The sequence below is a fragment of the Pilosibacter sp. NGB245 genome (assembly GCF_057397225.1).
Window position 1 is genome coordinate 2853367 of sequence record NZ_CM171584.1, and the last position, 25698, is coordinate 2879064.

Sequence of the window (25698 nt, forward strand, 5' to 3'; positions counted from 1 at the left end):
CACTCTCCTTAAATTATTTCTTACCAGTCTTACCAACTTTGCGTCTGATAACCTCATCAGCGTACTTGATACCTTTGCCCTTATACGGCTCCGGTCTTCTCTTCTCTCTGATTTCAGCTGCATACTGGCCGACTTTCTCTTTGCTGATGCCCTTAACGATGATGATGTTCTGTCCATCAAGAACAGTCTCGATACCTTCCGGATCTTCCATCTCTACCGGATGGGAGTAACCAAGGGAAAGTGTGAGCTTCTTGCCCTGCTTCTGAGCTCTGTAACCAACACCGTTTACCTCAAGCTTCTTCTCGTAGCCTTCAGTAACACCCTGGATCATGTTATGGATTAGCGTTCTTGTAAGACCGTGTAAAGATTTCATCTTCTTTAAATCGTTCGGTCTTGTTACGACGATGTGTCCATCTTCTTCTTTGATTTCCATCTCTACCGGTAAATCTCTTACCAGTGTTCCCTTCGGACCTTTAACGGTCACATTGTTGTTCTCTGCGATTGTTACAGTTACGCCTGCTGGAATCGCTACCGGCATTCTACCAATACGTGACATGCCTTTTACCTCCTACTTAGATTCTCGGAAAGTGCTTTAACACTCTCTGTTTTCAGTTTCTATGTTATATATGGTCCGGAAAAGTTCCGGACGCACGCAAACTCCGCCCTGCTGGATCTTACATCCGGCTTTGCAGGCGGGGTGCGATAACATCAATAATTACCAAACAAATGCAAGAACTTCTCCGCCGACACCAAGCTGTCTAGCCTGCTTGTCAGTGATGATTCCCTGGTTTGTGGATACGATAGCGATACCAAGTCCGCCAAGTACCTTCGGCATATCTTCCTTGCCAGCGTATACACGTAAGCCCGGCTTGGAGATCTTCTTGATACCGGAGATGATCTTCTCGTTCTTGTCTGCGCCATACTTTAAGGAGATGCGGATTGTCTGGAATGCACCGTCCTCAACGATGTCATATTTCTTGATGTAGCCTTCTCTTACAAGGATATCAGCGATAGCTAATTTCATCTTGGAAGCCGGAACATCTACTGTATCGTGTTTAGCAGTGTTTGCGTTACGAATTCTTGTAAGCATATCTGCAATCGGATCGCTCATAGTCATGATTATATTTCCTCCTAATGGGTTGTTGGTTTATCACTGTGGTTCGCGAATCATTCGCGCTGCACAGGAATGTTGTTCGGCCTGGGGAAAACAAGTTTTCCGTATAGGCGTTGTTACGATGAATAGGGAAGTTCTTTTCCCTGTGGTCGAAGAACGGGACCAGTCAGCTTGCCAGGCGCTTCACTGCACGGTCAGGCGGGGGAACTCGCCGTTTCCCACCTGACTTCTGACGCCTTTTAAGCAGCTAAATCCTACCAGCTTGCCTTCTTTACGCCCGGGATCTCGCCCTTGTAAGCGAGCTCACGGAAGCAGATACGGCAAATGCCATATTTTCTCAGATATGCATGTGGACGACCACAGATTCTGCAGCGGTTGTATTCTCTTGTGGAGAACTTTGCCGGACGCTGCTGTTTAATCTTCATTGAAGTCTTTGCCATGGTTACTCCTCCTAATTACTTTGCAAACGGCATGTTGAATAATGTTAAAAGTTCACGAGCTTCCTCGTCAGTCTTAGCGGTAGTAACGAAGATGATGTCCATACCTCTAACCTTGTCAACTTTATCATATTCAATTTCCGGGAAAATTAACTGTTCCTTGATGCCGAGTGCGTAGTTACCTCTGCCGTCGAACGCGTTAGCGTTTACGCCGCGGAAGTCACGTACACGCGGAAGAGCGAGGTTGATCAGACGATCAGCGAACTCGTACATCTTCTCGCCGCGAAGAGTAACTTTGCATCCAATAGCCATGCCCTCTCTGAGTTTGAAGTTTGCGACAGACTTCTTAGCCTTTGTAAGAACTGCCTTCTGACCGGAGATGATCTCAAGGTCACGAACTGCAGAGTCAAGGACTTTCGCGTTGTCTTTTGCTTCGCCTACGCCCATGTTGATAACGATCTTGTCGAGCTTCGGCACTTCCATGATATTCTTATAACCAAATTTCTTGATCATTGCTTCAACGATCTCGTTCTGGTACATTTCTTTTAATCTAGCCAACTTGTGTTTCCTCCTCTCTGCTATTAGTCAATTACTTTACCGGTTGCCTTAGCAACGCGGACTTTCTTACCGTCTTTAACTTCAAAGCCAACTCTTGTAGCTTTTCCGTCAACGAACAGCATTACGTTGGAGATGTCGATCGGAGCTTCCTGATGAACGATTCCGCCATTCTGGTTTGTCTGGCTCGGTTTGGTATGCTTTGTTACCATGTTGCAGCCTTCAACGACAACTTCGTTCTTCTTGCTGTCTACACTCAGAACCTTACCGGTTTTATCTTTATCTTTACCTGCGATGATCTTTACCATATCATCTTTTTTGATTTTATGCATTATCTGGCACCTCCTTATAATACTTCCGGAGCCAGAGATACGATCTTCATGAACTGTTTCTCACGAAGCTCTCTTGCAACCGGCCCAAAAATACGGGTTCCTTTTGGAGTCTTGTCATCTTTGATGATAACTGCTGCGTTCTCATCAAATTTAATATAAGAACCGTCTTTACGACGTGCGCCTTTTACAGAACGAACTACAACGGCTTTGACTACATCGCCCTTCTTTACAACGCCGCCTGGTGTTGCTTCTTTAACGGAGGCTACGATTACATCACCGATGTTAGCATATCTTCTTGTAGAACCGCCCATAACGCGGATACAAAGCAGTTCTCTTGCACCTGTATTATCGGCAACCTTTAATCTGGATTCCTGCTGAATCATGCCTGTTACTCCTTCCTCGAATCAATTATCTTGCTTTCTCGACGATTTCAACAAGTCTCCATCTCTTATCCTTGGATAACGGTCTTGTCTCCATCACTTTAACTGTATCGCCGATATTGCACTCATTTTTCTCATCATGAGCTTTTAATTTATATGTCTTTTTAACGATCTTTCCGATTAACGGATGTTTTACGTGGTTCTCGATAGCAACGACGATTGTCTTGTCCATCTTGTTGCTAACTACCTTACCAGTACGTGTTTTTCTAAGATTTCTTTCCACGACGGATAATCTCCTTTCAAAATCGATTTGTTACACGCATCGGCGTGTGTCATAACGACAGCTGTTCAACCCGCAAGTATGCCTTGGGGGTTCTTCACCGATACGGGATTAGTTAGCAACTCTTGCCTTCTCTGTGATAACAGTCTGAATTCTTGCGATGTTCTTGCGAACCTCTTTGATTCTGCTTGTGTTATCTAACTGGTTGGTTGCGTTCTGGAATCTCAGGTTGAAGAGCTCCTTCTTTGCTGCAACTAATTCTTCATTTAACTCTGCAGCGGTTTTCGCTTTTAATTCTTCTACATACTTATTAGTTTTCACTGTTATCACCGCCTTCTAAATCTGCCTTGGAAGCAATTTTACACTTACACGGGAGTTTGTGCATAGCAAGACGAAGAGCTTCCTTTGCTGTTTCCTCCGGAACGCCAGCGATTTCGAACATAACACGGCCCGGTTTAACTACTGCTACCCAGTACTCAAGAGCGCCCTTACCGGAACCCATACGAGTCTCAGCCGGTTTAGCTGTTACCGGTTTGTCCGGGAAGATCTTGATCCAAACTTTACCACCACGTTTGATATAACGAGTCATGGCAACACGGGCTGCCTCGATCTGATTAGATTTGATCCAGCACGGCTCAAGGGCAACAAGGCCATACTCACCGTTGGAGATTGTATTTCCTCTTAAAGCTTTACCGGCCATAGTTCCACGGAACTGTTTGCGGCGCTTTACTCTTTTCGGCATTAACATTATTTATCGCTCCCTTCCTTATTTCCCTTAGTCGGAAGAACCTCGCCTTTGTAGATCCAAACTTTAACGCCAAGTTTGCCGTAAGTTGTATCTGCCTCTGCGAAACCATAGTCAATATCTGCTCTTAATGTCTGAAGCGGGATTGTTCCCTCGCTGTAGAACTCTGTACGTGCGATATCAGCGCCGCCAAGACGTCCTCCAACTGCTGTCTTGATACCAAGAACGCCAGCCTTCATGGATCTGGACATTGTGGACTTCATAGCACGACGGAAGGAAACACGGTTCTCAAGCTGCTGAGCGATGGACTCTGCAACGAGCTGAGCTTCACGGTCCGGTCTCTTAACTTCCTTGATGTCTACAAATACCTTCTTAGCAGTCATCTTCTGAACTTCAGCTTTGACCTTCTCGATCTCAGATCCGCCCTTACCGATAACTACGCCCGGTTTTGCTGTGAAAACGATAATTCTTACTCTATCAGATGCGCGCTCGATTTCGATCTTGGAAACGCCGGCGCTGTATAATCTCTTCTTCAGGTAAGTTCTGATTTTGTGATCCTCGATGAGGTTGTCAGCGAAATCAGCTTCAGCGTACCATCTGGAATCCCAGTCTTTGATAACGCCGACTCTCATGCCGTGTGGATTAACTTTCTGTCCCATAACTGCCTCCTATTATTTCTCGTTCAGCACGATAGTGATGTGGCTCATTCTCTTTTCGATTCTGTAAGCTCTACCCTGTGCTCTCGGTTTTACTCTCTTCATAATCGGTCCCTGAGATGCGTAGCACTCCTCCACATACAGGTTCTCTGCGTTCATTCCGTTGTTGTTCTCAGCGTTTGCGATTGCAGATTTTAATAATTTCTCGATTAAGCTGGAAGCATATCTAGGATTGTAAGTTACAATACCAAGTGCTGTCTGAACATCTTTGCCTCTGATGGCATCTAATACGAAACAAGCCTTCTGAACGGATACTCTTGCGTAAGACAGCTTTGCAGACGGTCTTGTATCCTTCTGGGCATTTCTCTCTCTCTTAATCTGACTTCTATGTCCCTTAGCCATTACTGGAACCTCCTTTCAAAGCGTATCTATTATTTACGTCCGGACTTTTTCTCGTCTTTGCCGTGGCCTCTGTAAGTTCTTGTAGCAACGAACTCACCAAGTTTGTGACCAACCATATCTTCTGTTACGTATACCGGTACATGCTTTCTGCCGTCATGTACAGCGATTGTATGACCAACCATCTGCGGGAAGATTGTAGAACGGCGGGACCAGGTCTTGATAACCTGTTTCTGTCCTGCCTCGTTCATAGCATCTACCTTCTTCAGTAAGCTAGCGTCTGCAAATGGTCCTTTTTTAAGTGAACGAGCCATCGTTTTACCTCCTATCGATTATGAAATCGCCTTACCATTTCTTCTTCTTACGATTAACTTGTTAGACTGTTTGTTTTTCTTTCTAGTCTTAAGACCAAGAGCAGGCTTGCCCCACGGTGTGCACGGACCCGGACGGCCGATACCAGTCTTACCTTCACCACCACCATGCGGATGGTCATTCGGGTTCATAACGGAACCACGGACTGTCGGGCGGATACCCATGTGACGTTTTCTACCTGCTTTACCAATCTTAACAAGGTTATGGTCGCCGTTGCCTACAACACCGATTGTTGCGCGGCACTCGATCGGAACCATTCTCATCTCGCCGGACGGTAAACGAAGTGTAGCGTATTTTCCTTCTTTAGCCATTAACTGTGCAGCGTTTCCTGCAGAACGAACCATCTGTCCGCCCTTGCCCGGGAAAAGCTCGATATTGTGAACCTGTGCACCAACCGGGATTAAGGATAACGGTAAGCAGTTGCCGACCTTAGCCTCTGCGTGCTCGCCGCTCATAACCTTCATGCCGTTTGTAAGGCCCTGCGGTGCAAGGATGTAGGACTTCTCACCATCTGCGTAGCAGATTAAAGCGATGTTAGCGCTTCTGTTCGGATCGTACTCGATACCGATTACAGTTGCCTGAATTCCGTCTTTGGAATTTCTCTTGAAGTCAACCATTCTATATTTCTGTCTGTTTCCACCGCCCTGATGTCTAACGGTGATCTTACCCTGGTTGTTACGACCAGCGTTCTTCTTTAAAGAAACTACTAAGGACTTCTCCGGAGTTGTCTTTGTGATCTCGGAGAAATCAGAACCTGTCATATTTCTTCTGGAAGGTGTATATGGGTTATAGGTTTTGATTCCCATTTCTGACTCCTTTCAACGCCTTCTGGCGTTTCTATTTTTCGTATCGCGGCTTTGGTTGCCGCATAGTTTCAAAAATTACAGACCCTGGAAGATTTCGATATCTTTGCTGTCTGCTGTAAGCTTAACGATTGCTTTCTTTGTCTTAGCAGTCTTGCCTACTACCATGCCACGTCTGCGGTTCTTACCGTCAGCGTTCATTGTGTTTACGCTGTCAACCTTTGTTCCCGGGAACATTTTCTCAACAGCTTCTTTGATCATGGTCTTGTTTGCTTCCGGATGTACGAGGAATGTGTATTTCTTCTCGCTCATAGCGTTCATGCTCTTCTCAGTTACAACCGGTTTGAGGATTACGTCGTAGTACTGTACGTTTGCCATTATGCGTATACCTCCTCGATAGATGCTACAGCAGCCTTAGTAGCTACTACAGTGTTGTATTTCAGAATGTCGAATACATTGATTGTATTAACAAGGGAAGTCTTAACTTCCGGGATATTTCTTGCGGAAAGAACTGTGTTCTGGTCGTTGTCAGCAAGAACAACAAGAGCCTTGGAAACTTTGAGGTTGTTCATAACAGCCTTGAAGTTCTTTGTCTTGATCTCGTCGAACTTTAACTCGTCAACAACTACGAACTTGTTCTCGTTTACTCTGCTTGTAAGAGCGGACTTAAGAGCAGCTCTCTTTTCTTTCTTGTTAAGAGTGATTGTGTAATCTCTCGGAGTCGGAGCGAATACCATTCCGCCGCCTGTCCACTGCGGAGATCTTGTGGAACCCTGTCTAGCGTGACCTGTTCCTTTCTGTCTCCACGGCTTTCTGCCGCCACCGGAAACCTCAGAACGTGTTTTTGCTTTCTGTGTTCCCTGACGTTTATTTGCAAGCTGTGCAACAACAGCCATGTGTACGAGATGCTCGTTCACTTCAACGCCAAATACAGCGTCGTTCAGCTCGATTGTGCCAACTTCTTTACCTTCCATATTGTATACGGATACGTTTGCCATTTCTGTTTCCTCCTTTCCTGTAAAAGCTTATTTGTTAGCCTTTACTGTTTCCTTTAATGTTACTAAGGACTTCTTCGGTCCCGGTACAGCGCCTTTAACAAGGATCAGGTTGTTCTCAACGTCAACCTTGACAATCTCGAGGTTCTGAGTGGTAATCTTCTTGTTACCCATCTGACCCGGCATGCCTTTGCCCTTGAATACGCGGCCCGGAGTTGTTGCGGAACCATTGGAACCCTGATGACGATGGAATTTAGAACCATGAGCCATCGGTCCTCTGCTCTGTCCAAGTCTCTTAATAGCGCCCTGGAAACCTTTACCTTTGGAGATAGCAGTTGCATCAACCTTATCGCCAGCAGCGAAGATATCAGCTTTGATTTCGTCTTTTACGTTATACTCTTCAGAATTCTCAAAACGGAACTCTCTAACGAATCTCTTGTAAGATACGCCAGCCTTGTCGAAGTGACCCTTTACCGGCTTGTTTACAAGTTTCTCTCTCTTATCTACAAAGCCAACCTGTACAGCTTTGTATCCATCGTTCTCCTCTGTCTTAACCTGTGTTACTACACACGGACCAGCCTGAAGAACAGTTACCGGAACAAGAACGCCTTCATCGTTGAAGATCTGAGTCATTCCGACTTTTGTAGCTAAAATCGCTTTCTTCATTGTTTTTACCTCCTGTTACTAATCTACAGCGGAACGCAAAACAGAATTTTCTGTGCGTTCATCCTAGAGCAGCCCAACATAGGTGGAACACTATGACATTACATATTGTAATGATGTTGATTCCCTTTCAGGATGAGTAGTGTTGCTTTTATATCAGAACCATTCAGGATTTCTAATTTTAGTGGCTACATTTCAGTAGCATGAAAAATAAATATTTTTCAATTATTTATTTTTCATTTTGATGTCGATATAAACACCAGCCGGCATTTCCAGTCTGGACAGTGCATCTACTGTCTTCTGGCTCGGGCTTGCGATATCGATGAGTCTCTTATGAGTTCTCTGCTCGAACTGCTCTCTGGAATCTTTGTACTTGTGAACAGCTCTTAAGATTGTTACAACCTCTTTCTTTGTCGGCAGCGGAACCGGACCACTCACCTGTGCTCCTGTTTTCTTTACTGTCTCGATGATCTTTCCAGCGGACTGGTCGATCAGCTGATGGTCGTAAGCCTTTAATGTGATTCTCATAACCTGACTTGCCATAAAAAAAGTCGCCTCCTTTTCGCACTTTTAATCGAAGTACGACAAGCGGTGACTGTACACGGTCTCGTGTGTATCATGCCGATTCACACGTTGTTACTGCCCCTTACCCTGAGCAGCTGTTAATTTGGTACAGTGACTTGTCGCCAGTTTCCTAACTTGACATTCGCTCCACGGAACACCTGCCATTCTCAGGCAGCAACCTCTCGCTTCTACGCTATCATGTCACAGCCAGATAAGAATAACACATCGTAATCTAAAAATCAAGCTTTTTTTGCTTATTTTTCAAGGGTTTTTTCAATTTGTGGATAACCGACAGGAGCATGTTCAAATCATGGTTTTCCATGCACAAATCGAAACAAGATCAAAAAAGTTTCTCCCTTAAGAATGATTCTTATCCCCTGTTTCTTCCATATATAAAGGAACCGGCGGCAGGTCTTTTTCGACCTGCTGCCGGTTTTGGAGGTATTTCTTCTATAATATAATAGGGTATTGGGGGATGAATTAGATAACCTTCTTTTCTTTGAGGTCCGCGATCTCCTCATCGCTCATGCCGAGAAGACCATGATAGATATCCTCATTCTGCGCGCCGATCTTCGGTCCTGCCCACTTGATCTGGCCAGGCGTTTCTGTCAGTACCGGGAATACGCCAGGCATCTTTACACTGCCGAACTCTTCACACGGAACTTCCACAATATCATGGCGGGCTGCATACTGCGGATCCTCGAAGATATCTTTCATGCTGTATACGGAGGAGATCGGTACTCCCGCCTTATCGCATTTTTCTTTTAATTCCGCAAACGTATGAGTCGCCACCCATTCTGTCACTGCGTTCATGATCGGATCCGGATCTGCCAGACGTGCTTTTGCGAGATCGTATTTCGGTCTCCAGTCCGGCCGATCCATTGCCTCGCAAAGATGCCAGAATACCGGATTCGTGCTGCACACGATGATTGCCCATTTTTCATCTTTTGTCTTGAATGTTCCGATCGGGCAGGATGCGCCGCTCGGCATCGCAGAACGCTCTCTTACAGTCCCAAGGAGGTCATACTGGGCAATCATTGCCTCTTCCATACGGAAGATACCTTCGTAAAGGCTGATATCGACTTCCTGGGCTTTTCCTTTCAGAACATCTCTGTGGTACAGTGCCATCAAAGTACCGATTACTGCATTTAAGCCTGCAATATAATCAGCAAGTGCGAATGGCGGACTTACCGGAGGACGATCCGGGTAACCGGTCATATAGGTCATTCCGGAAAATGCCTGTAACGGTGTGCCCAGTCCGGCTAACTTTGCGTTCGGTCCTGTCTGACCGTAACCCGTTACATGTGTCACGATGATATCCGGATTTGCTTTGCGGAGAACATCGATTCCAAGTCCCCATTTGTCGAGGGTACCTGTCTTGAAGTTCTCGATGATCACATCACTCTTTTTCACCAGCTCAAGGAATAATTTCTTTCCTTCTTCAAAATGGAAATCCAGGGTTACGCTCTTTTTATTTCGTCCCATGGATGGCCAGCGGATGCTGACTCCATCTTTTAACGGCCCCATTGCGCGGAACGCATCTCCGCGGCCCGGCATCTCAACTTTAATTACCTCTGCTCCGAAGTCTGCGAGAAGACCGGCTCCCCACGGACCGGCGATCACAGTAGAAATATCTAATACACGAACGCCTTCTAATGCTTCTCTTGCCATTTCGTCTCTTCCTTTCTATATTAATTAGTAGATCTTCATTAATCCCATTACCATAGCGATTGCACAGAATCCAATACTTAATGCCCATGTACGCGGGAAGTTTGCTTTCAGGTGATCCTTCAGCTCTACGCCTGCAAGTCCAAGCGCCAAGAATGTTGTCGGCTGCAGCGGGCTGCAGATCATTGCTACGTTCTTGCCAACGAGCATTGCGATTCCGACATCAAGCTGCGGAACTCCATAAGCAGCTGCCGCTTCTCCGAGAAGTGGGAACAGACCATAGTAGAATGTATCTGCACCCAGGCAGCATCCAACCGGAACGGAGATAATTCCTGCGATGATATTCATATAACGTCCCATCGCTGCCGGCATTACGCTGAGCAGCGCATCTACCATTGCATCCAGCATTCCGGAATTCTGCATGATTCCGATGAAGATTGCTGCCGCAAGGAGCGTTGCGGATGTATCAAGGGCATCGCTGGCGTGGGCTTTAAAGCGGGCTCTCTGCTGTTTTGCATCTGGATAGTTCACGATCATGCCGATTGCCAGGGCGATCATGAAGAGTACATGGCTGGACATAACGGAGAACATCAGTCCAACGACAAGAACTACAGTGAGCAAAATGTTGAACCATAAAAGCTTTGGGCGCTTAAGTGCTTCTACTTCCGGATCTGCCTGTCTGTTTTCTTCAGCTCCAAGCTCCTCTTCCGTGAGCTTTCCCGCTCCACGTTGTTTCTCAATAATTCCGACTACTGCAGCAATTGCAACTGTTGCCACAAGGCACACACCCTGGAACGGAAGAATATAATGCCAAAGTTCTGTAACGTCCATGTTGAGGACCGTTGCCACACGAACGATCGGGCCACCCCAAGGTACCAGGTTCATAACGCCCATTGCGGTTCCAACGATGAACAGAAGTCCTGTCGGGCGCATTTTCAGACGCTTCCAGAGCGGAAGCATTGCCGGGATTGTAATCAGAACTGTCGTAGCTGTCGCGCCGTCAAGATGTCCGATTACCGCTACCAGTGCTGTCGCAACCGCTACAAGAACTACGTTTGCACCGGCGATCTTGATCAATTTATTTACGATTACGTCGAACATTCCGACATCTGACATAAGTCCGAAATATTCTACGGAGAAGATGAACAATACCGCTGTTTTCCATACGGATCCAAGACCTGTTCCGATCCATTCACTGATCGTTGCCGGACTCGCCATAAGAAGAAGTGCGCCGATTACCGGAACTGTTCCAAATACTGTGATTGGTGACATCTTGCCGCGAAGCAGCATGATTACGAGTGCCGCTAAGGTGACATAGCCAATGAGCGCTGTCATAATTTGTACCCCCTATGTGTTTTGCTTTTGTTTTTAGTTTTTATTGTATGAAAATCATTTTTAATACATAAAAATAATATCATAAATAAAAACAGTTTTCAATCTATGAAATTGCCAATTCTATCGTTTTATTTTTGTCAATTTTCTACAAAAGGTGATAACCTTGCTTTTTTCAAAAATTCTTGCTATACTTGCACCATATTCGCTGCAGGACAGAGAGCTTTTTGTTTTAATATTACACTTTATGATGTCCCACTGATCCTGCATCTCATCACGAAAGGAGACCTTTCAATGCCGCCAGAATATAATGTACGGTCTGTGGAGCGCGCCTTGGCAATCCTGGACTGTTTTAATTATGATCACGCGTCCTTTTCCCTGGTGGAGCTTGCGAAGGAGATCGACCTGTCCGCAAGTACCACTCTGAGACTCGTATCCACTCTGGAAAAGAAGAACTATCTTTACCGTAATCCTGAGAGTGGGCGTTACTATCTCGGTGCCCGTCTTGCACAGCTCGGCAACGTGATCTTCGCGAACCTGGATATCTGCCAGGCTGCCCAGCCTTTTATGCAGGCTCTCTGCAAGACGTATAACGAGAGTGTCGGAATCTATCAGCGCCACGGGGACACCCGTGTCTGCATCACGCGAATCAACAGTAATCAGACACTGCGATCTGTCCTGACCATCGGTTCTACCTATCCACTGACCAGAGGTGCCGCCGGAAGAATACTTTTAGCTTATGCTGATATTGCCCAGCAGGAACGTCTGTTAGCAGAAGACCCATTTACCACAAAAGAGGCGCTGGAAGCTGTCAGAAAAGAGGGGTTTACCATCAGTAAAGGAGAACGTGATGCTGCTGTCGAATCTATCGCCGCGCCTGTGTTCAGTGGAAGCGGCCAGGTGGAATATTCCCTGTTCATAACAGGACCGGCAGGACGATTTGAAAACCATCTGAGAGACAATATGATTTCAGACCTGAAGGAAGCAGCGTTGCAACTGTCCATTCAGCTGGGCTATCGACCACCAAAGAATTGATGTGCAGTATGCTTCAGAACACTATATTCCGTGTGCATGCATCTTCCCAACGCTCACACTCAAAATTTTATAAGATACTCTTGTTCAAGAATTTCATGGCAGCAAAAATGGAGAGCGAAAACGCAATTACGCCTTCGCTCTCCATTTTTACTGTCATTTATTCTATTTTGTCACCTGATTCTTGATCTGTCCCTTCGGCAGTTCACGAATCAGCTCGCTTGCCTTTCCGGCGCGGAGAAGATAGCTGTCTGTGCTGTGTCCCAGCATACCGACAACTTTTCTGCTGATTGCGATAGATTTATCCAGATCAATGCCAGTCTCCACCTGCATCTGGCTACACATATGGAGGACATCCTCTGTGCTTACATTTCCAGCTGCACCCGGAACGAACGGGCAGCCACCGACACCTGCAAAGCTGGAATCAAAGTTTGTAAATCCAGCTTCCATTCCCGCAAGAATATTTGCGATTCCAAGTCCTCTCGTATTATGGAAATGGAACCACCATTTTACCTGCGGATATTCTCTCTTCATCTCTTCTGCCATATCATAGACCTGACTCGGGTATGCAACACCGGCCGCGTCAGACAGGGAAATCTCGGAAATTCCTACATTCAGATACGCCTCAACAACCTTCTTTACATCACCGATCGGGATTTCTTTATCCCAAGGGGAGCCGAATGCCATGGAGATAGAACCAGAAATTCCGATTCCACATTCATTCGCCTTCTCTACGCATGCGCCAAATCCGGCAACACTCTCCTCCGGTGTGCGGTTTAAGTTCGCAAGGTTATGTGCTGTACTGGCAGACACATTTAATTTTACTTTTTTGCATCCACATGCAGCCGCGCGCTCAACACCTTTTAAGTTTGCGATCAGCGCACGGTATTCTACACCATCTGCCGTTTTTAATCGTTTGAATACCTCATCGGTGTCCGCCATCTGAGGAACAGCCTTCGGGCTCACAAAGCTTCCAAGTTCGATTACCCGGAATCCGGCTGCTGCCATATCTTCGGCGAGCTCCACCTTCTGATCTGTTGTAAGTCCGGACTTTTCACTCTGAAGTCCATCGCGGAGTCCAACTTCACATAATACGATCTTCTTTGCGTATTCCATATTCTCTTTTCCTTTTATCCACTTGTTTTGGTTGTCTGTGTTTTTGTTGTATAAAAATGATTTTCATTTAATAAAATTCTATACCATTTTCTTTTAAAAATCAAGAGGGAAATTCAACTTTTTCAGTTTCTGTTCTTTAAAATATATCTTCATAAATTAGTTTATTCAATTCAGCAAACACCACGCTTCCTACGCGCACAATCTTTAGCTATTAGCTCATATAAGCAAAAGAGGAACTTCCCAGTCTGATTTCTCACAACTGAAAAATTCCTCTCAATTCTAGTTTATCATAATATCTTCAGTTTTTACTTCTCAGCCCCTGTCTCCTTCTCGATCTCCAGATTCTCCTTCACCTTCGCCTCAAAATCATCATCCGCGGCCGCTGTCTCCCCATTCTCTGCGGAGATCTTTTCATTTACGGCATCCACGCCTTCATCGAAGACCTCCAGAGCTGTCTGCAGCTGATTGTCCTCATCCTTCGGGATCTCGATCTTTGACTTCAGATCCTCGTCGAGTGTGACTGTCACATCCGGCTCGATGCCGAGTTTGTGGATGCACTCACCGGACGGGGTATAGTAGTATGCCGTTGTGAGTTTCAGGCCGCTGCCGTCCGGGAGATTGAACACTCCCTGGGCGATTCCTTTTCCGAAGGTCTTCTCTCCGACGATCGTTGCCCAGTTGTTATCCTTTAAGGCACCCGTCAGTACCTCGGAGGCGCTGGCGCTCTCGCCGTTTACAAGAAGAATGATCGGGACATCCACTTCATGTCCGTCATCGGAAGAGTAGGTGCTGTCATCGATTCCTTTTCCCTTAAAGCTTACGATGGTCTTTCCATCCGGAAGAAGATAATCTGCGATTTCCTTCGCCGCCTGGACAACACCGCCGCCGTTGTTTCGAAGATCGACGATCAGCTTTTCCATTCCCTGAGCTGTAAGGTCATCCACAGCTTTCTTAAACTGTTCGGAGCTTACCTCCTCAAAGGAAGAAAGTGAGATATATCCGGCTTCGTTTTCCAGCATCTCATACTCCACGGTCGGATTCTCCACCATGCGCCGCTCCACATCCATCTCCACATATTCATCCGTGGACTGACGGTAAACAGTCAGATGGACCTTCGTTCCTTCCTCACCGCGGATGTGATCGCTCACGAGAAGAGAGAGGTCCTCACCGGTCGCCTCGATATCTTCCACTTTGTAGAGGATATCTCCGGGAAGCATTCCGGCTTCCTGTGCAGGGGAATCCTTAAACACCTTCACAGCCGTGATAATCCCGGTATATACATTCTGGCTGACCTGAACGCCGATCCCGCAGTAGGTACCGGAATTTTCCTCGTTCAGACTGGTATATTCGTCCTTATCATAATACACAGAATACGGATCGTTCAGAGAATACATGTACCCACGATAGATCCAGTCCTCCGCTGTCCCGTTCTTCTTCTGTTCTTCCTCCGTCATGTTCTCATCAAACAGGAAGTACTTGTCGATCAGTGCCTCCATGTACTGAAGCTTCGGCTCGATCTTTTTCATATCCAGCTTGTTGGCATCCGCTCCGGTCGTCTGTGCGCTCTGACTCTCCGAAGTCCGACGCCCGATGATCCATATTCCGGTTGCAAATCCAACCACTGCAAATCCCGCAAAAGCCGTCACAAGTGCGCCCACCAGGACGCCTTTCCAGAATTTATTTTTCGTCTCTTTCTCTTCCAATGTCTTCTCTCCTTCATCCTTCTGCAGCTGTTTTTGTCTGGAGATTTTTCTCTTCCATTGCTGTCTGAAATCCATTATGTACAGCAAAGCCTATCACGATCCGAATTGTCCGCATGATCTGCGCAGCTCTGTCAAAGTCCGCTATGGACTTACATACTTCGTCGGATTCACATAGGAACCGTTCACCCGGACTCCGAAATGGAGATGGGATCCGGTGGAATAGCCCGTTGAGCCGACTTTCGCGATCGTCTGTCCCTTTTTCACACTTTGTCCCTGTGATACCAGAAGACTGGACGCGTGCATATAAACCGTATAGACGCCGCCTCCATGGCTGATCATCACATAATTTCCAGCGGAAGAGCTGTAAGTCGCGATCACGACCTCACCCGCTGCAGCCGCGACGATGGAAGTTCCTGTCGGCGCGCTGATATCGATTCCCTGGTGGTTCGAAGAAGCTCCCTTTGTCGGGGATTTCCGGCTTCCGAATCCCGAAGTGATCCGTCCGCTCGCCGGACACGGCCATGTAAAGCTAATGTCCCCAAGGCTCACGGTTTTATACGTCTGTGCCGCCTTGTTTGCCGCAGCAGCTTTTTTCTTCTCTTCCTCGGCTTTCTTTCTCGCTTCCTCTTCCTTCCGTTTGATTTCCGCCTCGATGGACTTGATCTGGTTTTCCTGCGCCTCGATCGCCTTCGCATATTCGGAGATCTGACCTTCTGCGGAAGCGATCTTCGTCTCGTAGTTCTGGAGCTCCGTCTGTTTCGCGGCGAGAAGCTTCTCCACGGACGCCTGTTTTGCCTCCGTCTCATCCTGAAGAGTTAATAGTTCAGCATGCTCTCCTTCCAGAGCTTTCTCTTTCTCTGCGATCTTCTCCTTCGTTGCGGCATACTCATCGAGTTTTTGCCGGTCATAGGAAGAGATTTTTGTGATATACTCCGCCTTGCTTAAAAGCTCTGAGAGGGAACCCGCCTCCATGAGAAGATCCACGTAGGTGCTGTCTCCCTTCTCGTACATATATTTTATCCGGAGCTTCATGGATTCATACTGGCTTTTCTCCGTCTCCTTCGCCTCGGAGAGTTCCTGCTTTGTCGTATCGATCTGCTTTTCCTTCGCGTCGATGTCATCATTCAGCTTTGAAAGCTCATTTCCAATGGATTCCAGGCTGGAATCCAGCTTTTTGACATAGGCGGTCGTGTCGCTTTTCAGTCCTTCCAGGTTCTTTAATTCCTGTTCTGTTTTCTTTTTTTCCGCTTCCAACGCCGTTTTTTTGCTCTTCGCGTCACTCAGTCCGCTCTTCGTCGCCTGGGCGGAAAGCGGCGTCGCGAGAACGAGGGCAAAAGACAAGGCCGCAGCCAGAAATTTTCCTGATCTTCTCATTTGTCTCTCCCTCCTACACGCGCAGCTCTCTGCGGATCGTAAAGAAACTTACGAAAAATCCAAGTCCGCCGCCAAGTGCGAGGGCGATCGCCGCCATCGTCGGATAGAAGGTTCCGATCGGCAGGAACTGGATGATCCCCGAGAGCAGCTCAAACCGGTTCATCACATATTCCACGGTCTGGCGGTAAACGAACAGCATGACTCCCAGCGGGATCGCCGCTCCGATCAGCCCCAGGATCGTTCCCTCCACCACAAACGGTGCCCGGATCATGAAATTTGTCGCTCCGATGAGCCGCATGATCCTGTTCTCGTTCTTGCGGAATTCAGCGGCGACAGAGATCGTATTGCTAATCAGGAACACCGCAACGGCGAGCAGCATGGCGATCAGGACGCCGAACAGGAGTCCCAGGATCTTATTAAAGCTCGCGAGGCCGGTTGCCGCACTGTTGGAATAGTTTACCTTGCGGACTCCGGAAAGTCCTTCCAGATAAGCCACCATCCCGTCCTGATCCGTGATGTTGTTTAAGCGGATCTCATAGGAAGAAGATCCCGCAAGAGGATTATCGTCCGCAAATCCTTCCGCAAGTGCCTCCTCGTCCCCGAAATACTCGCTCTTAAAGCTGTCCCACGCCTCCTCAGCGGAGACAAATTTGATCTCTTTTATGATTCCCGACTTATCCGACTCGATCTTTGCCCCGATGTCTTTGATCTCGTCCTCCGTCAGGTTCTCATCGAAAAATACCGTGATCCCCATCGTTGTCTCCGCCGTGCGGACCATGTACTCGATGTTGGTGATCACAGAAAAAAATACGCAGAATAAAAAAATACATGCAGAAATGATCGCGGTCGACGCAAGGGAAAACCAGATATTTCTGCATATATTCACCAGTCCCTGCTTCATGCAGAACCAGAATGTGCTAATCCTCATAACGGTACCCACTTTCCTCCTCATCACGGATCACCATACCACGGTCAATCGTAATAACACGTTTTTTCATCATGTCCACGATCTCATGGCTGTGCGTGACAACGATCACGGTTGTCCCACGCCTGTTGATCTTTTCCAGAAGTCCCATGATCTCCATCGCATTGTGGGGATCCAGGTTTCCTGTCGGCTCATCGGCAAGCAGGATCTCCGGACGGTTGATCAGAGCCCTGGCGATCGCCACTCGCTGCTGTTCTCCGCCGGAAAGCTGGTGCGGGAAAAACTTATATTTGGAAGAAAGACCTACCATCTTCAACATATGCGGAACAGATTCCCGGATCGTCCGGCTGGACTCTCCGATCACTCTCTGGGCAAATGCCACATTCTCATAAACTGTCTTATCTTTTAAAAGACGGAAATCCTGGAATACGACACCAAGGCGTCTGCGGTATTTCGGAACATATCTTCTCGGCATTTTCACGAGGTCCATGTCATTAACGACAACACGGCCGGAAGTCGGCTCCACTTCCTTCAAGAGGATCTTGATCAATGTGGATTTTCCGGAGCCGCTCCGGCCGGTTATAAAGACAAATTCCCCATCATCGATCGTGATGTTCACATCCCGCAGGGCTTTCGTACCCCTGTCATAGGTCTTTGTCAGTTTTGAAATTTCTATCATAATTTAGTAGTCCAAATTCTCCATGTACTTCATGTACTTTACAACCATCAGGGCGATCTTGAAGGTGATCGCGTCCTCAAATACGCGCAGATCCAGGCCGGTGCTCTTCTGGAGCTTATCCAGACGGTAAACAAGCGTATTTCTGTGGATGTAGAGCTGTCTTGATGTCTCGGAGACATTCAGGCTGTTCTCAAAGAACTTATTGATCGTTGTGAGTGTTTCCTCATCGAACTCATCCGGGTTCTTCCCGTCAAAGATCTCCTTGATAAACATCCGGCAGAGCGGAAGCGGAAGCTGATAGATCAGACGTCCGATACCAAGGTTCGAGTAAGCAACTACATTCTTGCTGCTGTAGAAGATCTTTCCGACGTCGAGAGCCATCTTCGCCTCTTTGTAGGAGCGGGAGACATCCTTGATCTCGCCGACGATCGTACCGAACGCGATGCGCACCTTGGACATTGCCTCCGTGTTCAGCATATCCAGAATCGTGTTCGCGACCTTCTCAAGATCCTCGTAAGTCTCACCCGGCTTTACCTCGCGGACGAGGATGATATTCTTTTCATCGACAGCCGTGATGAAATCTTTTGTCTTTGTAGAGAACAGGCTCCGCATCGTCTCCAGAGCATTGTTGTCTTTTTCATTCTTTGTTTCGATCAGATATACTACTCGTTTTACATTCGTCTCGATATGGAGCTTCTTCGCGCGGTTGTAGATATCAACGAGAAGAAGGTTGTCGAGAAGAAGGTTCTTGATGAAGTTATCTTTATCGAATCTTTCCTTGTAGGCCACCAGAAGATTCTGGATCTGGAACGCTGCCAGTTTGCCTACCATATAAACATCATCGCTGCCGCCTTTTGCGAGCAGGATGTACTCAAGCTGGTGCTCATCAAACACTTTAAAGAACTGATAACCGGAAATCACCTGGCTGTCCGCCGGAGAATCCACAAACGCGAGTATGGAGCTTTCATACTCTTCCGCATGCTCGAATGTGGAAGCCAGGACCTTTCCCTCCACATCACAGACGCAAAGGTCAATTCTTGTAATCTCTTTCAGTCCTTCGATATTCGACTGTAAAATCTGATTTGAAATCATAGCGTCCTCTCCTTTTCACAGTATCGCGACGATCCAGTACCTTTCTCCTCAGGTTCCACGGTTTGCAGTTCCTTTCGGGATGAATGGCAATCGTTGCAGGCATGGACATATTCACATTTATTCTAATGCAAAATCACAAAAAAGAAAAGAATTTTTTTGTATTTTTCACTAAAAAAACAGACCGGATCCCCGTAAAAGGACCGGCCTGCCTGATATTTTGGTTATTCTGCAATGATTTTTTCTGTTTCTTTGTCGAAGAGGTACACATTGTCGCCGGAAATTTTGAAGGACATCTTCTTTCCGGTGAGATTTTCTCCGCCTTCCGCCTTTGCCAGGAATTCATTCTCACCGACACGGAAGCGGATATACGGCGCATCATCGATCTCCTCGCCTCCGATGAGTTCCCCTGTGATCTCACCGTTCTCTCCGTTCTTTGCCGGAGCGACTTTATCCGGGCGGACACCTGTAAAGACCTCCTTGCCCACATAGCCGAGCTCTCTGAGGAAATTTCCTTTTTTCTCTGAGAGCGGGATTGTTCCTGATGAAAACTTCAGGACAACACTGCCGTTCTCCTCCGTCACCTTCGCGATGGATAAGTTCATCCGCGGTGTTCCGAAAAATCCGGCAACAAACAGGCTGCCCGGGTGGTTATAGATATTCTGTGCGGAGTCTTCCTGGCAGATCACGCCTTCGTTCATCACGATCATCCTTGTCCCCAGCGCCATTGCCGTTTTCTGGCTGTCTGTCGCGTAGATCACTGTGATCCCGAGCTCACGGTTGATGTTTGCAAATTCTTTTCTCATCACTTCCTGAACATCCGGATCCGCCTCCGCGATCGTGCGGTCCAGGAGCAGGATCCCCGGGCGGCGCATCAGGGCACGTCCGAGAAGGACACGATATGTATCAGCGGCTGAGAGTTCTTCCGGCATCTTGTCAAGAGTCTCCCCAAGATTTAAGATCTTTGCAGTCTCTTCCACTCTTCTCTCGATCTCCGCCGGGTTCATTTTTGCCATCCGGAGTGAAAACATAAGATTTTCCTCCACGCTCATTCCCGGATAGAGTACACTGTTCTTAAAAAGCATCGCGACGTTTCTCTCTTTCGGATCCGCGTCCGTCATGTCGATCCCATCGATCAGCAGGCTGCCTGAAGTGATCTCCTCAAGTCCGCCGATCATCCGAAGCAGCGTCGATTTTCCGCACGCCGTCGGTCCCACCAAGATCAGAAATTCCCTATCCTTCACTTCCAGATTGAAATCCCGGATTGCCTGCTGGTCACCCGGAAACGTCTTGTTGATATTTTTTAACACTAAACCAGACATCAATTTCCTCCTGATCTGTATGATATATTCATCTGCAGGATTGCAGACTTAACCTATTGTTATATCTATTGTATCCATCATACACAAACAGTACATGTTTTTCCATATGGTTATTCCACAAAAAAATGCGTTTTTTCCATGCATATTCCATAGGACCACTCAGACTTTTTGAAAAATATGCCCTTTTTCCATAAAAACAGACAGACGGTTAGTTAATTTCTTATCAAAATTACCAAAAAGGCGGAGACTGTTTTCACTCACAGTCTCCGCCTTTTTTATTTACGCAAACAACGAGCCAAAGTCCGCGCTTGTGCGAGACCCTGGCGACTGTCGCGATCATTCTTATTTTACTGCGATCGCTTCCATCTCAAGAAGGACGTCCTTCGGAAGTCTTGCAACCTCCACGCAGGAACGTGCCGGGCAGTCTTTTGCGAAATATTTTGCATAGATGCCGTTGATCGTTGCGAAATCATCCATGTTTTTGATGAATACGCCTGTTTTTACAACCTGGTCAACAGATGTCCCTGCTGCCTCGAGAAGATTCTTCACATTTTTCATGACCTGCTCTGCCTGAGCCTCGATCCCCTCCGGGATCTCACCTGTCTCCGGGTTTACCGGGATCTGTCCGGATGCAAATACAAAACCATTTGCCTCGATTGCCTGGGAATACGGTCCGATCGCTGCCGGTGCGTTTGTTGTGCTGATAACTTTCTTCATGTGATTTTCCTCCATGATTCCTTATTTATCGATTTTCCGGATGCTTTTCTCCGTGATCTCGATCTTTCCTTCTTTTAACAGATGTCCCACCGCACGCTTGAATGCGTTCTTGCTGAGTTTGAACTCGCGCGCGATGACTTCCGGAGCTGCCTTATCATTAAACGGCAGGACTCCGTCAAACTCTTCAATGACCTTCATGACAAGATCGGCGTCAGAAAAGATCTGGCTTCCCGCCTTGTCTCTCGTTGTGAGGTCAAGCTTTCCGTCCGCACGGACTCTCGTCACACGGACACGGATCTCATCTCCTACCTTGTAGCCGGAAAACAGTTCCTTTTTCGGGATCATTCCCTGGTAGATCCCATCCACCGCAACGAATGCGCCCATATCCGGATTGATCTCAAATACAAATCCATCCGCCTCGTCTCCGGTGTGGTACGGGGAATCGCATCTCAGATACTGGTACGCCTTCATGGTCGCCGCGAGACGTTTGCTCTTATCCACGTAGAGGGCAACTAGGCATTTCTCCCCTTTGCGGACCTGGTGGGTCTGCTCCTTAAACGGGAGCAGGAGATCTTTCTCCAGTCCCATATCGAGAAACGCGCCGATCTTTGAGACTTCTTTCACCTCAAGGACCGCCGTCTCACCCAGAGTGACCTTCGGGCGGGATGTCGTCGCGATCAGGCGGTCCTCAGAATCCTTGTAGAGGAACACCTCCAGCTCATCCCCGATCTTCGTTCCCGCCGGTACCTGCTTCTTCGGGAGAAGGACGCCCTGGGCATCCGCCTTATCTCCGTCAGAGAGATAAATTCCGAAGTCCTTCTCTTTGATCACTTTCAGTTTCTGAATTTTTCCGATTTCCATCATGTCTTTCGTCCTCCCGCAGCTGCATCCCCGGCATTGTTCACGTTCCATGCAAACAGCAACCAGGATCTTTCCGCTGCGTCCTCTCTTTTTATTTTCACTGTCATGATCCTGCCAACCATCAGCAGGATCCGGTTACATCTCTTTCAACTCGATATTTGCAAACACATCGCCGTCCGGATTGCAGAGCGATACAAGATAGGATTTTCCTTCCCGCGCGCTCCTGATCACGATCTCATCCCCGAGCACAGCCGCTTTCCTGTATTCAGCCCTGATCTCCGAAATTTCCGTCCCGGCCGGAAGAAGTTCTCTCGCAATGTCCACATACTGGGCATTGTTTACATGAAGGTTCGTGTCGAGAAGGTGTTTCATGACCACCATCCGGCCCGTCTCCCCCATCTCCTTCGGCACCTGGATCTTTCTTCCCGCATCCTCCATCTCGAGTTTCGGGCTGAACTCCCCGTAAGGAGCTGTGTCCGACTCCATGATCCGCATCGGGCGTCCCGTCTCCGTATTCAGGAGAAACCAGTAGGAATTTGCCTTCACGAGATATTCGTTCTTTTCATCTAGGATCGCGAAGTTTCTCAGGGCGTAAAGTCCTTTTACCCCATACGGCCATGTGACCACGCGGATCTTTTCACCCAGCGCCGGGCGTCTTTCGATCATGATCTGCCAGGATGATAACAGCCATGCTTTCTTCTCCTGCTCCAGATATCCGATCCCAACTCCCGCGTCTTCCGACTGCATTGTCGAACAGTCCTGCATATAATTCATGATCCCGGTCAGGGACAGCTTCGCGTCAATATCCGTCTCGCTGTACCGGACCCGGCTGTTTAATTCATACATAATCTACCTCACCGATCGGCAAGATCCGTATTCCGACTCAAAAATCCATTCCCGCGAAACACGCTCTCTTTTTCCGACTTCGCCTGTAACTGTTCAGTACCTTCACAGTCACGAGCAAAAATCCATTAAAAATTGCCTGCGGCAATGGGATTTTTGCCTGCCAGCCCATGTTTTCGTACGGTCAGCGCAGTAAATGCGCAGACCTACTGAACAGTTAGCTTCGCCTTTACATTAACACAAATGGATGTCAAGCGCAAGAAAAAGGTGTACAGTAACAAAAAAGACCATTAAGCCTTGCATTCACAAAGATTAACAGCCTTTTATCAACTGGGCTACAAGGATTCGAACCTTGAAAATGACGGAGTCAGAGTCCGTTGCCTTACCATTTGGCGATAGCCCAATAATAATATGTGCTTAAAGCACTTTGACAATATTTAGTTATAAACTGGGCTACAAGGATTCGAACCTTGAAAATGACGGAGTCAGAGTCCGTTGCCTTACCATTTGGCGATAGCCCAATGCATCAACGAGACATATTATAGCGCAACGACTCTGATCCGTCAACTATTTTTTTTAATTTTTTTATTTTTTATTTACTGGATCCTGCTGCAGGCTTTCCAGTCCGGAAAATTACTGCCTGTGGATAAACATTTTCCCTCACCTGTCTTAATGATTCCGCGGATTGTCCGGATCTTCGAAACCAGGGCCCTGCATGTATGCCGGAGTCTTTGTTTCCGGTGTCAGCATTCCGGACGCCGCGGTGGTCTCCGGGACCGCAGCCGTTGTCTCCGAGGCTGTCGGCGCGGCTGTCTCCGGCGGCACAGTTTCCGGCGCTGCAGTTACAGCAGGAGCCGTCTCCGCCGGAGAAGTTTCCGGAACGCCGGTCGTCTCATGAGAAGTTCCATACTCCCAGGTATTCCGATTCCGTCTCCGTTCAGAACTTCCATATTCATCGCGCTCAGACTCATCGTCCTCGTCATCCCCGTCTTTCCGGTAGCTTCCTGTATCCTGGTCCACCCAGTCCACGCTCTCTCCGGCTTCCAGGGCTTTCCGGCGTCTCTGCATCTCCGAAAGGCCATCGTTCTCCGTAGTCTCTGTCTCTTCGCCCGCAGCAGACTCATCCGTAGTCTCTGTTTCCTGCTTTAAGACATCTTCCGTGCTCTCCTGAGCAGTTGTCTCCTCCTCTGTACTCTCCTCGCTGGCCTTCTCAAACGTCGTCTTTACGATCACCGGCTCCAGCGACAGCTGATATTCATGTTTTTCGATCTCACGGACCAGACGTTTCGAGGAATACCCGGCGAGTTCTTCCTTTTCCGGCACTGTGATCTCCGGATTTTCCGCAAACAGACGCTTTAAGAACTCCGCCTTCGTCACCGTGATCCCATATTCCGTCACAAGTTTTTTCGTGTCTGCGTCCTCATCCGCCTCAAACACGTAGACCTTCGCCCTGGACTCCTTTTTCTGGAGCTCGGACTCTGTCTCCTTCTGAACTTCTTTTACGATCTTCTCCGGCGACGCCTTACTGTCCGGATCAGATCTCCGGACAGAGATCAGGATTCCTCCGTCCTCGCCCAGACTGTTATTCTCAGCGAGCCGGTCAAAGATTTTCCCCACAGTGATCCCAAGACTTTTTCCGTCAAACGCATCCATGGAGACTGTTTCATTTGTCCTCGCCATCTTTCCGGATGCCGACAGCACTGCGCCCCTCCGGTTCATGGTAAATTCCATCAGGATATCGGAATTTACTTCCATGATCAGGGACTCTTTCTGATTCTTTCCGGCCATCAGGACCGTCATCAGGCAGACGGCAGCTGCGCAGGCCGCCAGCGCTCCTCCTGCCCTCGTAAACCACCTTTTCAGGGATTCCGCGGAGAATTCTCCGTCAGCTCCCATTCCCGCTTCCCTTCGGTCCGTCTGCTTTTTCTTCTCCTCAAAGAGTATGTCCTCATGTTCTTCATTCTGATTCATCATACCGTTTTCCTCTCGCCTTCATAAGCCACGTGAAGAAGGAATAAGCCTTCCGGCGGAGCAGTTCTCCCCGCCATGTCCCGGTTCTTTGCCTCCAGGATCACCTTCATTTCCTCCGGTTTCCGCATTCCGCTGCCGATCTCCAGGAGCGTTCCCGTCAGGATCCGCACCATGTTGTAGAGAAAGCCGTTTCCTGTATACAGAAGTTCGATCTTCGTTCCGTGTTCCACGATCTTTATCTCATCGATCCGGCGCACCGTGCTCTTTTTCATCCTGCGGTTCGCACAGAAACTTTTGAAATCATGCTCCCCGATGAGGAAGCCTGCCGCGCGCCTCATGGCCTCCAGATCCAGTTTTTTTCCAAATCCGTAAACATATTTTCGCTCAAACACATTCTTCTTATCCCCGGTCTCCACATAATATCCGTATGTTTTTGAGGAGGCGGACAAACGGCTGTGGAAGCGTTCCGGTGCGGGATCAGCCTCAAGCACCCGGATATCCTCCGGCAGATACCTGTTTAAGTATTCTTTCGCAGTCTCTCCGTCCGGGCAGATCTTCGCGTCCACATGGAAATTTGCCACCTGGCCTTTTGCATGGACTCCCGCGTCTGTTCTTCCGGACCCGTGGACCTCCACTTCCTCTCCCGCCATTTTTAAAAGCACTGCCTCCAGTTTCCCCTGGATCGTATTCTCCGTATTTCCCTGTTTCTGCCAGCCGTCATACCGGCTTCCGTCATATTCCAGCGTAATGCGAATATTATTCTTCATTGTT

32 protein-coding genes and 2 tRNA genes are annotated in these 25698 nt (G+C 47.8%); 1 reads left to right on the forward strand and 33 read right to left on the reverse strand.

Annotation, left to right across the window (positions count from 1 at the left end; translation table 11 throughout):
* Nucleotides 1–13 precede the first annotated feature (13 nt).
* The 19 genes from rplF to ACXMYH_RS12815 form a co-directional block, all read right to left on the reverse strand.
* Nucleotides 14–556, reverse strand: a complete 543-nt coding sequence (gene rplF, locus ACXMYH_RS12725) for a 50S ribosomal protein L6 (protein ID WP_015553833.1) — start codon at nucleotides 554–556, stop codon at nucleotides 14–16.
* A gap of 159 nt (nucleotides 557–715) precedes the next feature.
* Nucleotides 716–1117 carry a 30S ribosomal protein S8 gene (rpsH, locus tag ACXMYH_RS12730; RefSeq protein ID WP_015553834.1) on the reverse strand — a complete coding sequence of 134 codons (402 nt, stop codon included), beginning with the start codon at nucleotides 1115–1117 and terminating at the stop codon, nucleotides 716–718.
* A gap of 251 nt (nucleotides 1118–1368) precedes the next feature.
* Nucleotides 1369–1554 carry a type Z 30S ribosomal protein S14 gene (locus ACXMYH_RS12735; RefSeq protein ID WP_008396318.1) on the reverse strand — a complete coding sequence of 62 codons (186 nt, stop codon included), beginning with the start codon at nucleotides 1552–1554 and terminating at the stop codon, nucleotides 1369–1371.
* A gap of 15 nt (nucleotides 1555–1569) precedes the next feature.
* Nucleotides 1570–2109 (reverse strand): 50S ribosomal protein L5, encoded by a 540-nt coding sequence (gene rplE / locus ACXMYH_RS12740; protein WP_118532551.1) that lies wholly within the window; start codon nucleotides 2107–2109, stop codon nucleotides 1570–1572.
* Between the two features lie 23 nt (nucleotides 2110–2132).
* A complete protein-coding gene (gene rplX, locus ACXMYH_RS12745) occupies nucleotides 2133–2438 on the reverse strand; it encodes a 50S ribosomal protein L24 (RefSeq protein WP_118532549.1) in 306 nt (101 codons plus the stop codon).
* 14 nt (nucleotides 2439–2452) lie between these two features.
* Nucleotides 2453–2821, reverse strand: coding sequence for a 50S ribosomal protein L14 (gene rplN / locus ACXMYH_RS12750; protein WP_118532547.1), 369 nt, complete (start codon nucleotides 2819–2821; stop codon nucleotides 2453–2455).
* A gap of 25 nt (nucleotides 2822–2846) precedes the next feature.
* A complete protein-coding gene (gene rpsQ, locus ACXMYH_RS12755) occupies nucleotides 2847–3050 on the reverse strand; it encodes a 30S ribosomal protein S17 (RefSeq protein WP_242990582.1) in 204 nt (67 codons plus the stop codon).
* 159 nt (nucleotides 3051–3209) lie between these two features.
* Nucleotides 3210–3419: a 50S ribosomal protein L29 gene (gene rpmC / locus ACXMYH_RS12760; protein WP_021905521.1), complete on the reverse strand. Its 210-nt coding sequence runs from the start codon at nucleotides 3417–3419 to the stop codon at nucleotides 3210–3212.
* A complete protein-coding gene (gene rplP / locus ACXMYH_RS12765) occupies nucleotides 3409–3846 on the reverse strand; it encodes a 50S ribosomal protein L16 (protein ID WP_015553837.1) in 438 nt (145 codons plus the stop codon). Before rplP ends, rpmC begins: the two co-directional genes overlap by 11 nt.
* Entirely contained in the window at nucleotides 3846–4502 is a 657-nt protein-coding gene (rpsC, locus tag ACXMYH_RS12770) for a 30S ribosomal protein S3 (RefSeq protein ID WP_486555020.1), read from the reverse strand. The genes rplP and rpsC overlap by 1 nt, the downstream gene beginning before the upstream one ends.
* A 12-nt stretch (nucleotides 4503–4514) precedes the next feature.
* Nucleotides 4515–4901 (reverse strand): 50S ribosomal protein L22, encoded by a 387-nt coding sequence (rplV, locus tag ACXMYH_RS12775; protein ID WP_015553839.1) that lies wholly within the window; start codon nucleotides 4899–4901, stop codon nucleotides 4515–4517.
* A 29-nt stretch (nucleotides 4902–4930) separates the two neighbouring features.
* Nucleotides 4931–5212 (reverse strand): 30S ribosomal protein S19, encoded by a 282-nt coding sequence (gene rpsS / locus ACXMYH_RS12780; protein WP_015553840.1) that lies wholly within the window; start codon nucleotides 5210–5212, stop codon nucleotides 4931–4933.
* Between the two features lie 18 nt (nucleotides 5213–5230).
* Complete coding sequence (gene rplB, locus ACXMYH_RS12785; protein ID WP_117470154.1) at nucleotides 5231–6076, reverse strand: 50S ribosomal protein L2; 846 nt, start codon at nucleotides 6074–6076, stop codon at nucleotides 5231–5233.
* 75 nt (nucleotides 6077–6151) lie between these two features.
* The gene (rplW, locus tag ACXMYH_RS12790; protein WP_117470153.1) at nucleotides 6152–6451 is read right to left on the reverse strand and encodes a 50S ribosomal protein L23; all 300 of its coding nucleotides are present in this window, start codon (nucleotides 6449–6451) and stop codon (nucleotides 6152–6154) included.
* Nucleotides 6451–7071, reverse strand: coding sequence for a 50S ribosomal protein L4 (rplD, locus tag ACXMYH_RS12795; protein WP_117470152.1), 621 nt, complete (start codon nucleotides 7069–7071; stop codon nucleotides 6451–6453). The genes rplW and rplD overlap by 1 nt, the downstream gene beginning before the upstream one ends.
* A gap of 27 nt (nucleotides 7072–7098) precedes the next feature.
* Nucleotides 7099–7734: a 50S ribosomal protein L3 gene (gene rplC / locus ACXMYH_RS12800; protein WP_117503172.1), complete on the reverse strand. Its 636-nt coding sequence runs from the start codon at nucleotides 7732–7734 to the stop codon at nucleotides 7099–7101.
* A gap of 222 nt (nucleotides 7735–7956) precedes the next feature.
* Complete coding sequence (rpsJ, locus tag ACXMYH_RS12805) at nucleotides 7957–8274, reverse strand: 30S ribosomal protein S10 (protein ID WP_015553845.1); 318 nt, start codon at nucleotides 8272–8274, stop codon at nucleotides 7957–7959.
* A gap of 501 nt (nucleotides 8275–8775) precedes the next feature.
* The gene (locus ACXMYH_RS12810) at nucleotides 8776–9966 is read right to left on the reverse strand and encodes a CaiB/BaiF CoA transferase family protein (RefSeq protein ID WP_118727787.1); all 1191 of its coding nucleotides are present in this window, start codon (nucleotides 9964–9966) and stop codon (nucleotides 8776–8778) included.
* Nucleotides 9967–9990: 24 nt separating this feature from the next.
* Complete coding sequence (locus ACXMYH_RS12815; RefSeq protein WP_486555021.1) at nucleotides 9991–11298, reverse strand: CitMHS family transporter; 1308 nt, start codon at nucleotides 11296–11298, stop codon at nucleotides 9991–9993.
* A 291-nt stretch (nucleotides 11299–11589) separates the two neighbouring features.
* On the opposite strand from ACXMYH_RS12815, the gene ACXMYH_RS12820 reads away from it, so the two are divergent.
* Nucleotides 11590–12330 (forward strand): IclR family transcriptional regulator, encoded by a 741-nt coding sequence (locus ACXMYH_RS12820; RefSeq protein ID WP_486555022.1) that lies wholly within the window; start codon nucleotides 11590–11592, stop codon nucleotides 12328–12330.
* Between the two features lie 162 nt (nucleotides 12331–12492).
* Here the strand turns inward: ACXMYH_RS12820 and ACXMYH_RS12825 are convergent, their stop codons facing one another.
* The 14 genes from ACXMYH_RS12825 to truA form a co-directional block, all read right to left on the reverse strand.
* Nucleotides 12493–13443, reverse strand: coding sequence for a hydroxymethylglutaryl-CoA lyase (locus ACXMYH_RS12825; protein ID WP_486555023.1), 951 nt, complete (start codon nucleotides 13441–13443; stop codon nucleotides 12493–12495).
* A 305-nt stretch (nucleotides 13444–13748) separates the two neighbouring features.
* On the reverse strand, nucleotides 13749–15146 hold the full coding sequence (locus tag ACXMYH_RS12830) for a S41 family peptidase (RefSeq protein ID WP_486555024.1): 1398 nt from the start codon (nucleotides 15144–15146) through the stop codon (nucleotides 13749–13751).
* A 141-nt stretch (nucleotides 15147–15287) separates the two neighbouring features.
* Nucleotides 15288–16520 carry a peptidoglycan DD-metalloendopeptidase family protein gene (locus ACXMYH_RS12835; protein ID WP_329752662.1) on the reverse strand — a complete coding sequence of 411 codons (1233 nt, stop codon included), beginning with the start codon at nucleotides 16518–16520 and terminating at the stop codon, nucleotides 15288–15290.
* A 13-nt stretch (nucleotides 16521–16533) separates the two neighbouring features.
* Nucleotides 16534–17448, reverse strand: coding sequence for a cell division protein FtsX (locus tag ACXMYH_RS12840; RefSeq protein ID WP_118321379.1), 915 nt, complete (start codon nucleotides 17446–17448; stop codon nucleotides 16534–16536).
* A complete protein-coding gene (ftsE, locus tag ACXMYH_RS12845) occupies nucleotides 17438–18124 on the reverse strand; it encodes a cell division ATP-binding protein FtsE (protein WP_215701824.1) in 687 nt (228 codons plus the stop codon). Before ftsE ends, ACXMYH_RS12840 begins: the two co-directional genes overlap by 11 nt.
* 3 nt (nucleotides 18125–18127) lie before the next feature.
* Nucleotides 18128–19216 (reverse strand): PucR family transcriptional regulator, encoded by a 1089-nt coding sequence (locus tag ACXMYH_RS12850; protein ID WP_118321381.1) that lies wholly within the window; start codon nucleotides 19214–19216, stop codon nucleotides 18128–18130.
* A 221-nt stretch (nucleotides 19217–19437) separates the two neighbouring features.
* Nucleotides 19438–20535, reverse strand: a complete 1098-nt coding sequence (locus ACXMYH_RS12855; RefSeq protein ID WP_215701822.1) for an ABC transporter ATP-binding protein — start codon at nucleotides 20533–20535, stop codon at nucleotides 19438–19440.
* Between the two features lie 342 nt (nucleotides 20536–20877).
* Nucleotides 20878–21252, reverse strand: coding sequence for a RidA family protein (locus ACXMYH_RS12860; RefSeq protein WP_215701821.1), 375 nt, complete (start codon nucleotides 21250–21252; stop codon nucleotides 20878–20880).
* A gap of 21 nt (nucleotides 21253–21273) precedes the next feature.
* A complete protein-coding gene (locus tag ACXMYH_RS12865; RefSeq protein WP_118298678.1) occupies nucleotides 21274–22116 on the reverse strand; it encodes a CvfB family protein in 843 nt (280 codons plus the stop codon).
* Between the two features lie 132 nt (nucleotides 22117–22248).
* A complete protein-coding gene (locus tag ACXMYH_RS12870) occupies nucleotides 22249–22959 on the reverse strand; it encodes an acyl-[acyl-carrier-protein] thioesterase (protein ID WP_215701820.1) in 711 nt (236 codons plus the stop codon).
* A 327-nt stretch (nucleotides 22960–23286) separates the two neighbouring features.
* Nucleotides 23287–23359: transfer RNA gene (locus ACXMYH_RS12875), tRNA-Gln, on the reverse strand.
* Nucleotides 23360–23404: 45 nt separating this feature from the next.
* Nucleotides 23405–23477: transfer RNA gene (locus tag ACXMYH_RS12880), tRNA-Gln, on the reverse strand.
* Between the two features lie 148 nt (nucleotides 23478–23625).
* The gene (locus ACXMYH_RS12885) at nucleotides 23626–24930 is read right to left on the reverse strand and encodes an anti-sigma-I factor RsgI family protein (protein ID WP_486555025.1); all 1305 of its coding nucleotides are present in this window, start codon (nucleotides 24928–24930) and stop codon (nucleotides 23626–23628) included.
* Nucleotides 24927–25694 carry a tRNA pseudouridine(38-40) synthase TruA gene (gene truA / locus ACXMYH_RS12890; protein WP_215701818.1) on the reverse strand — a complete coding sequence of 256 codons (768 nt, stop codon included), beginning with the start codon at nucleotides 25692–25694 and terminating at the stop codon, nucleotides 24927–24929. Before truA ends, ACXMYH_RS12885 begins: the two co-directional genes overlap by 4 nt.
* Nucleotides 25695–25698 lie beyond the last annotated feature (4 nt).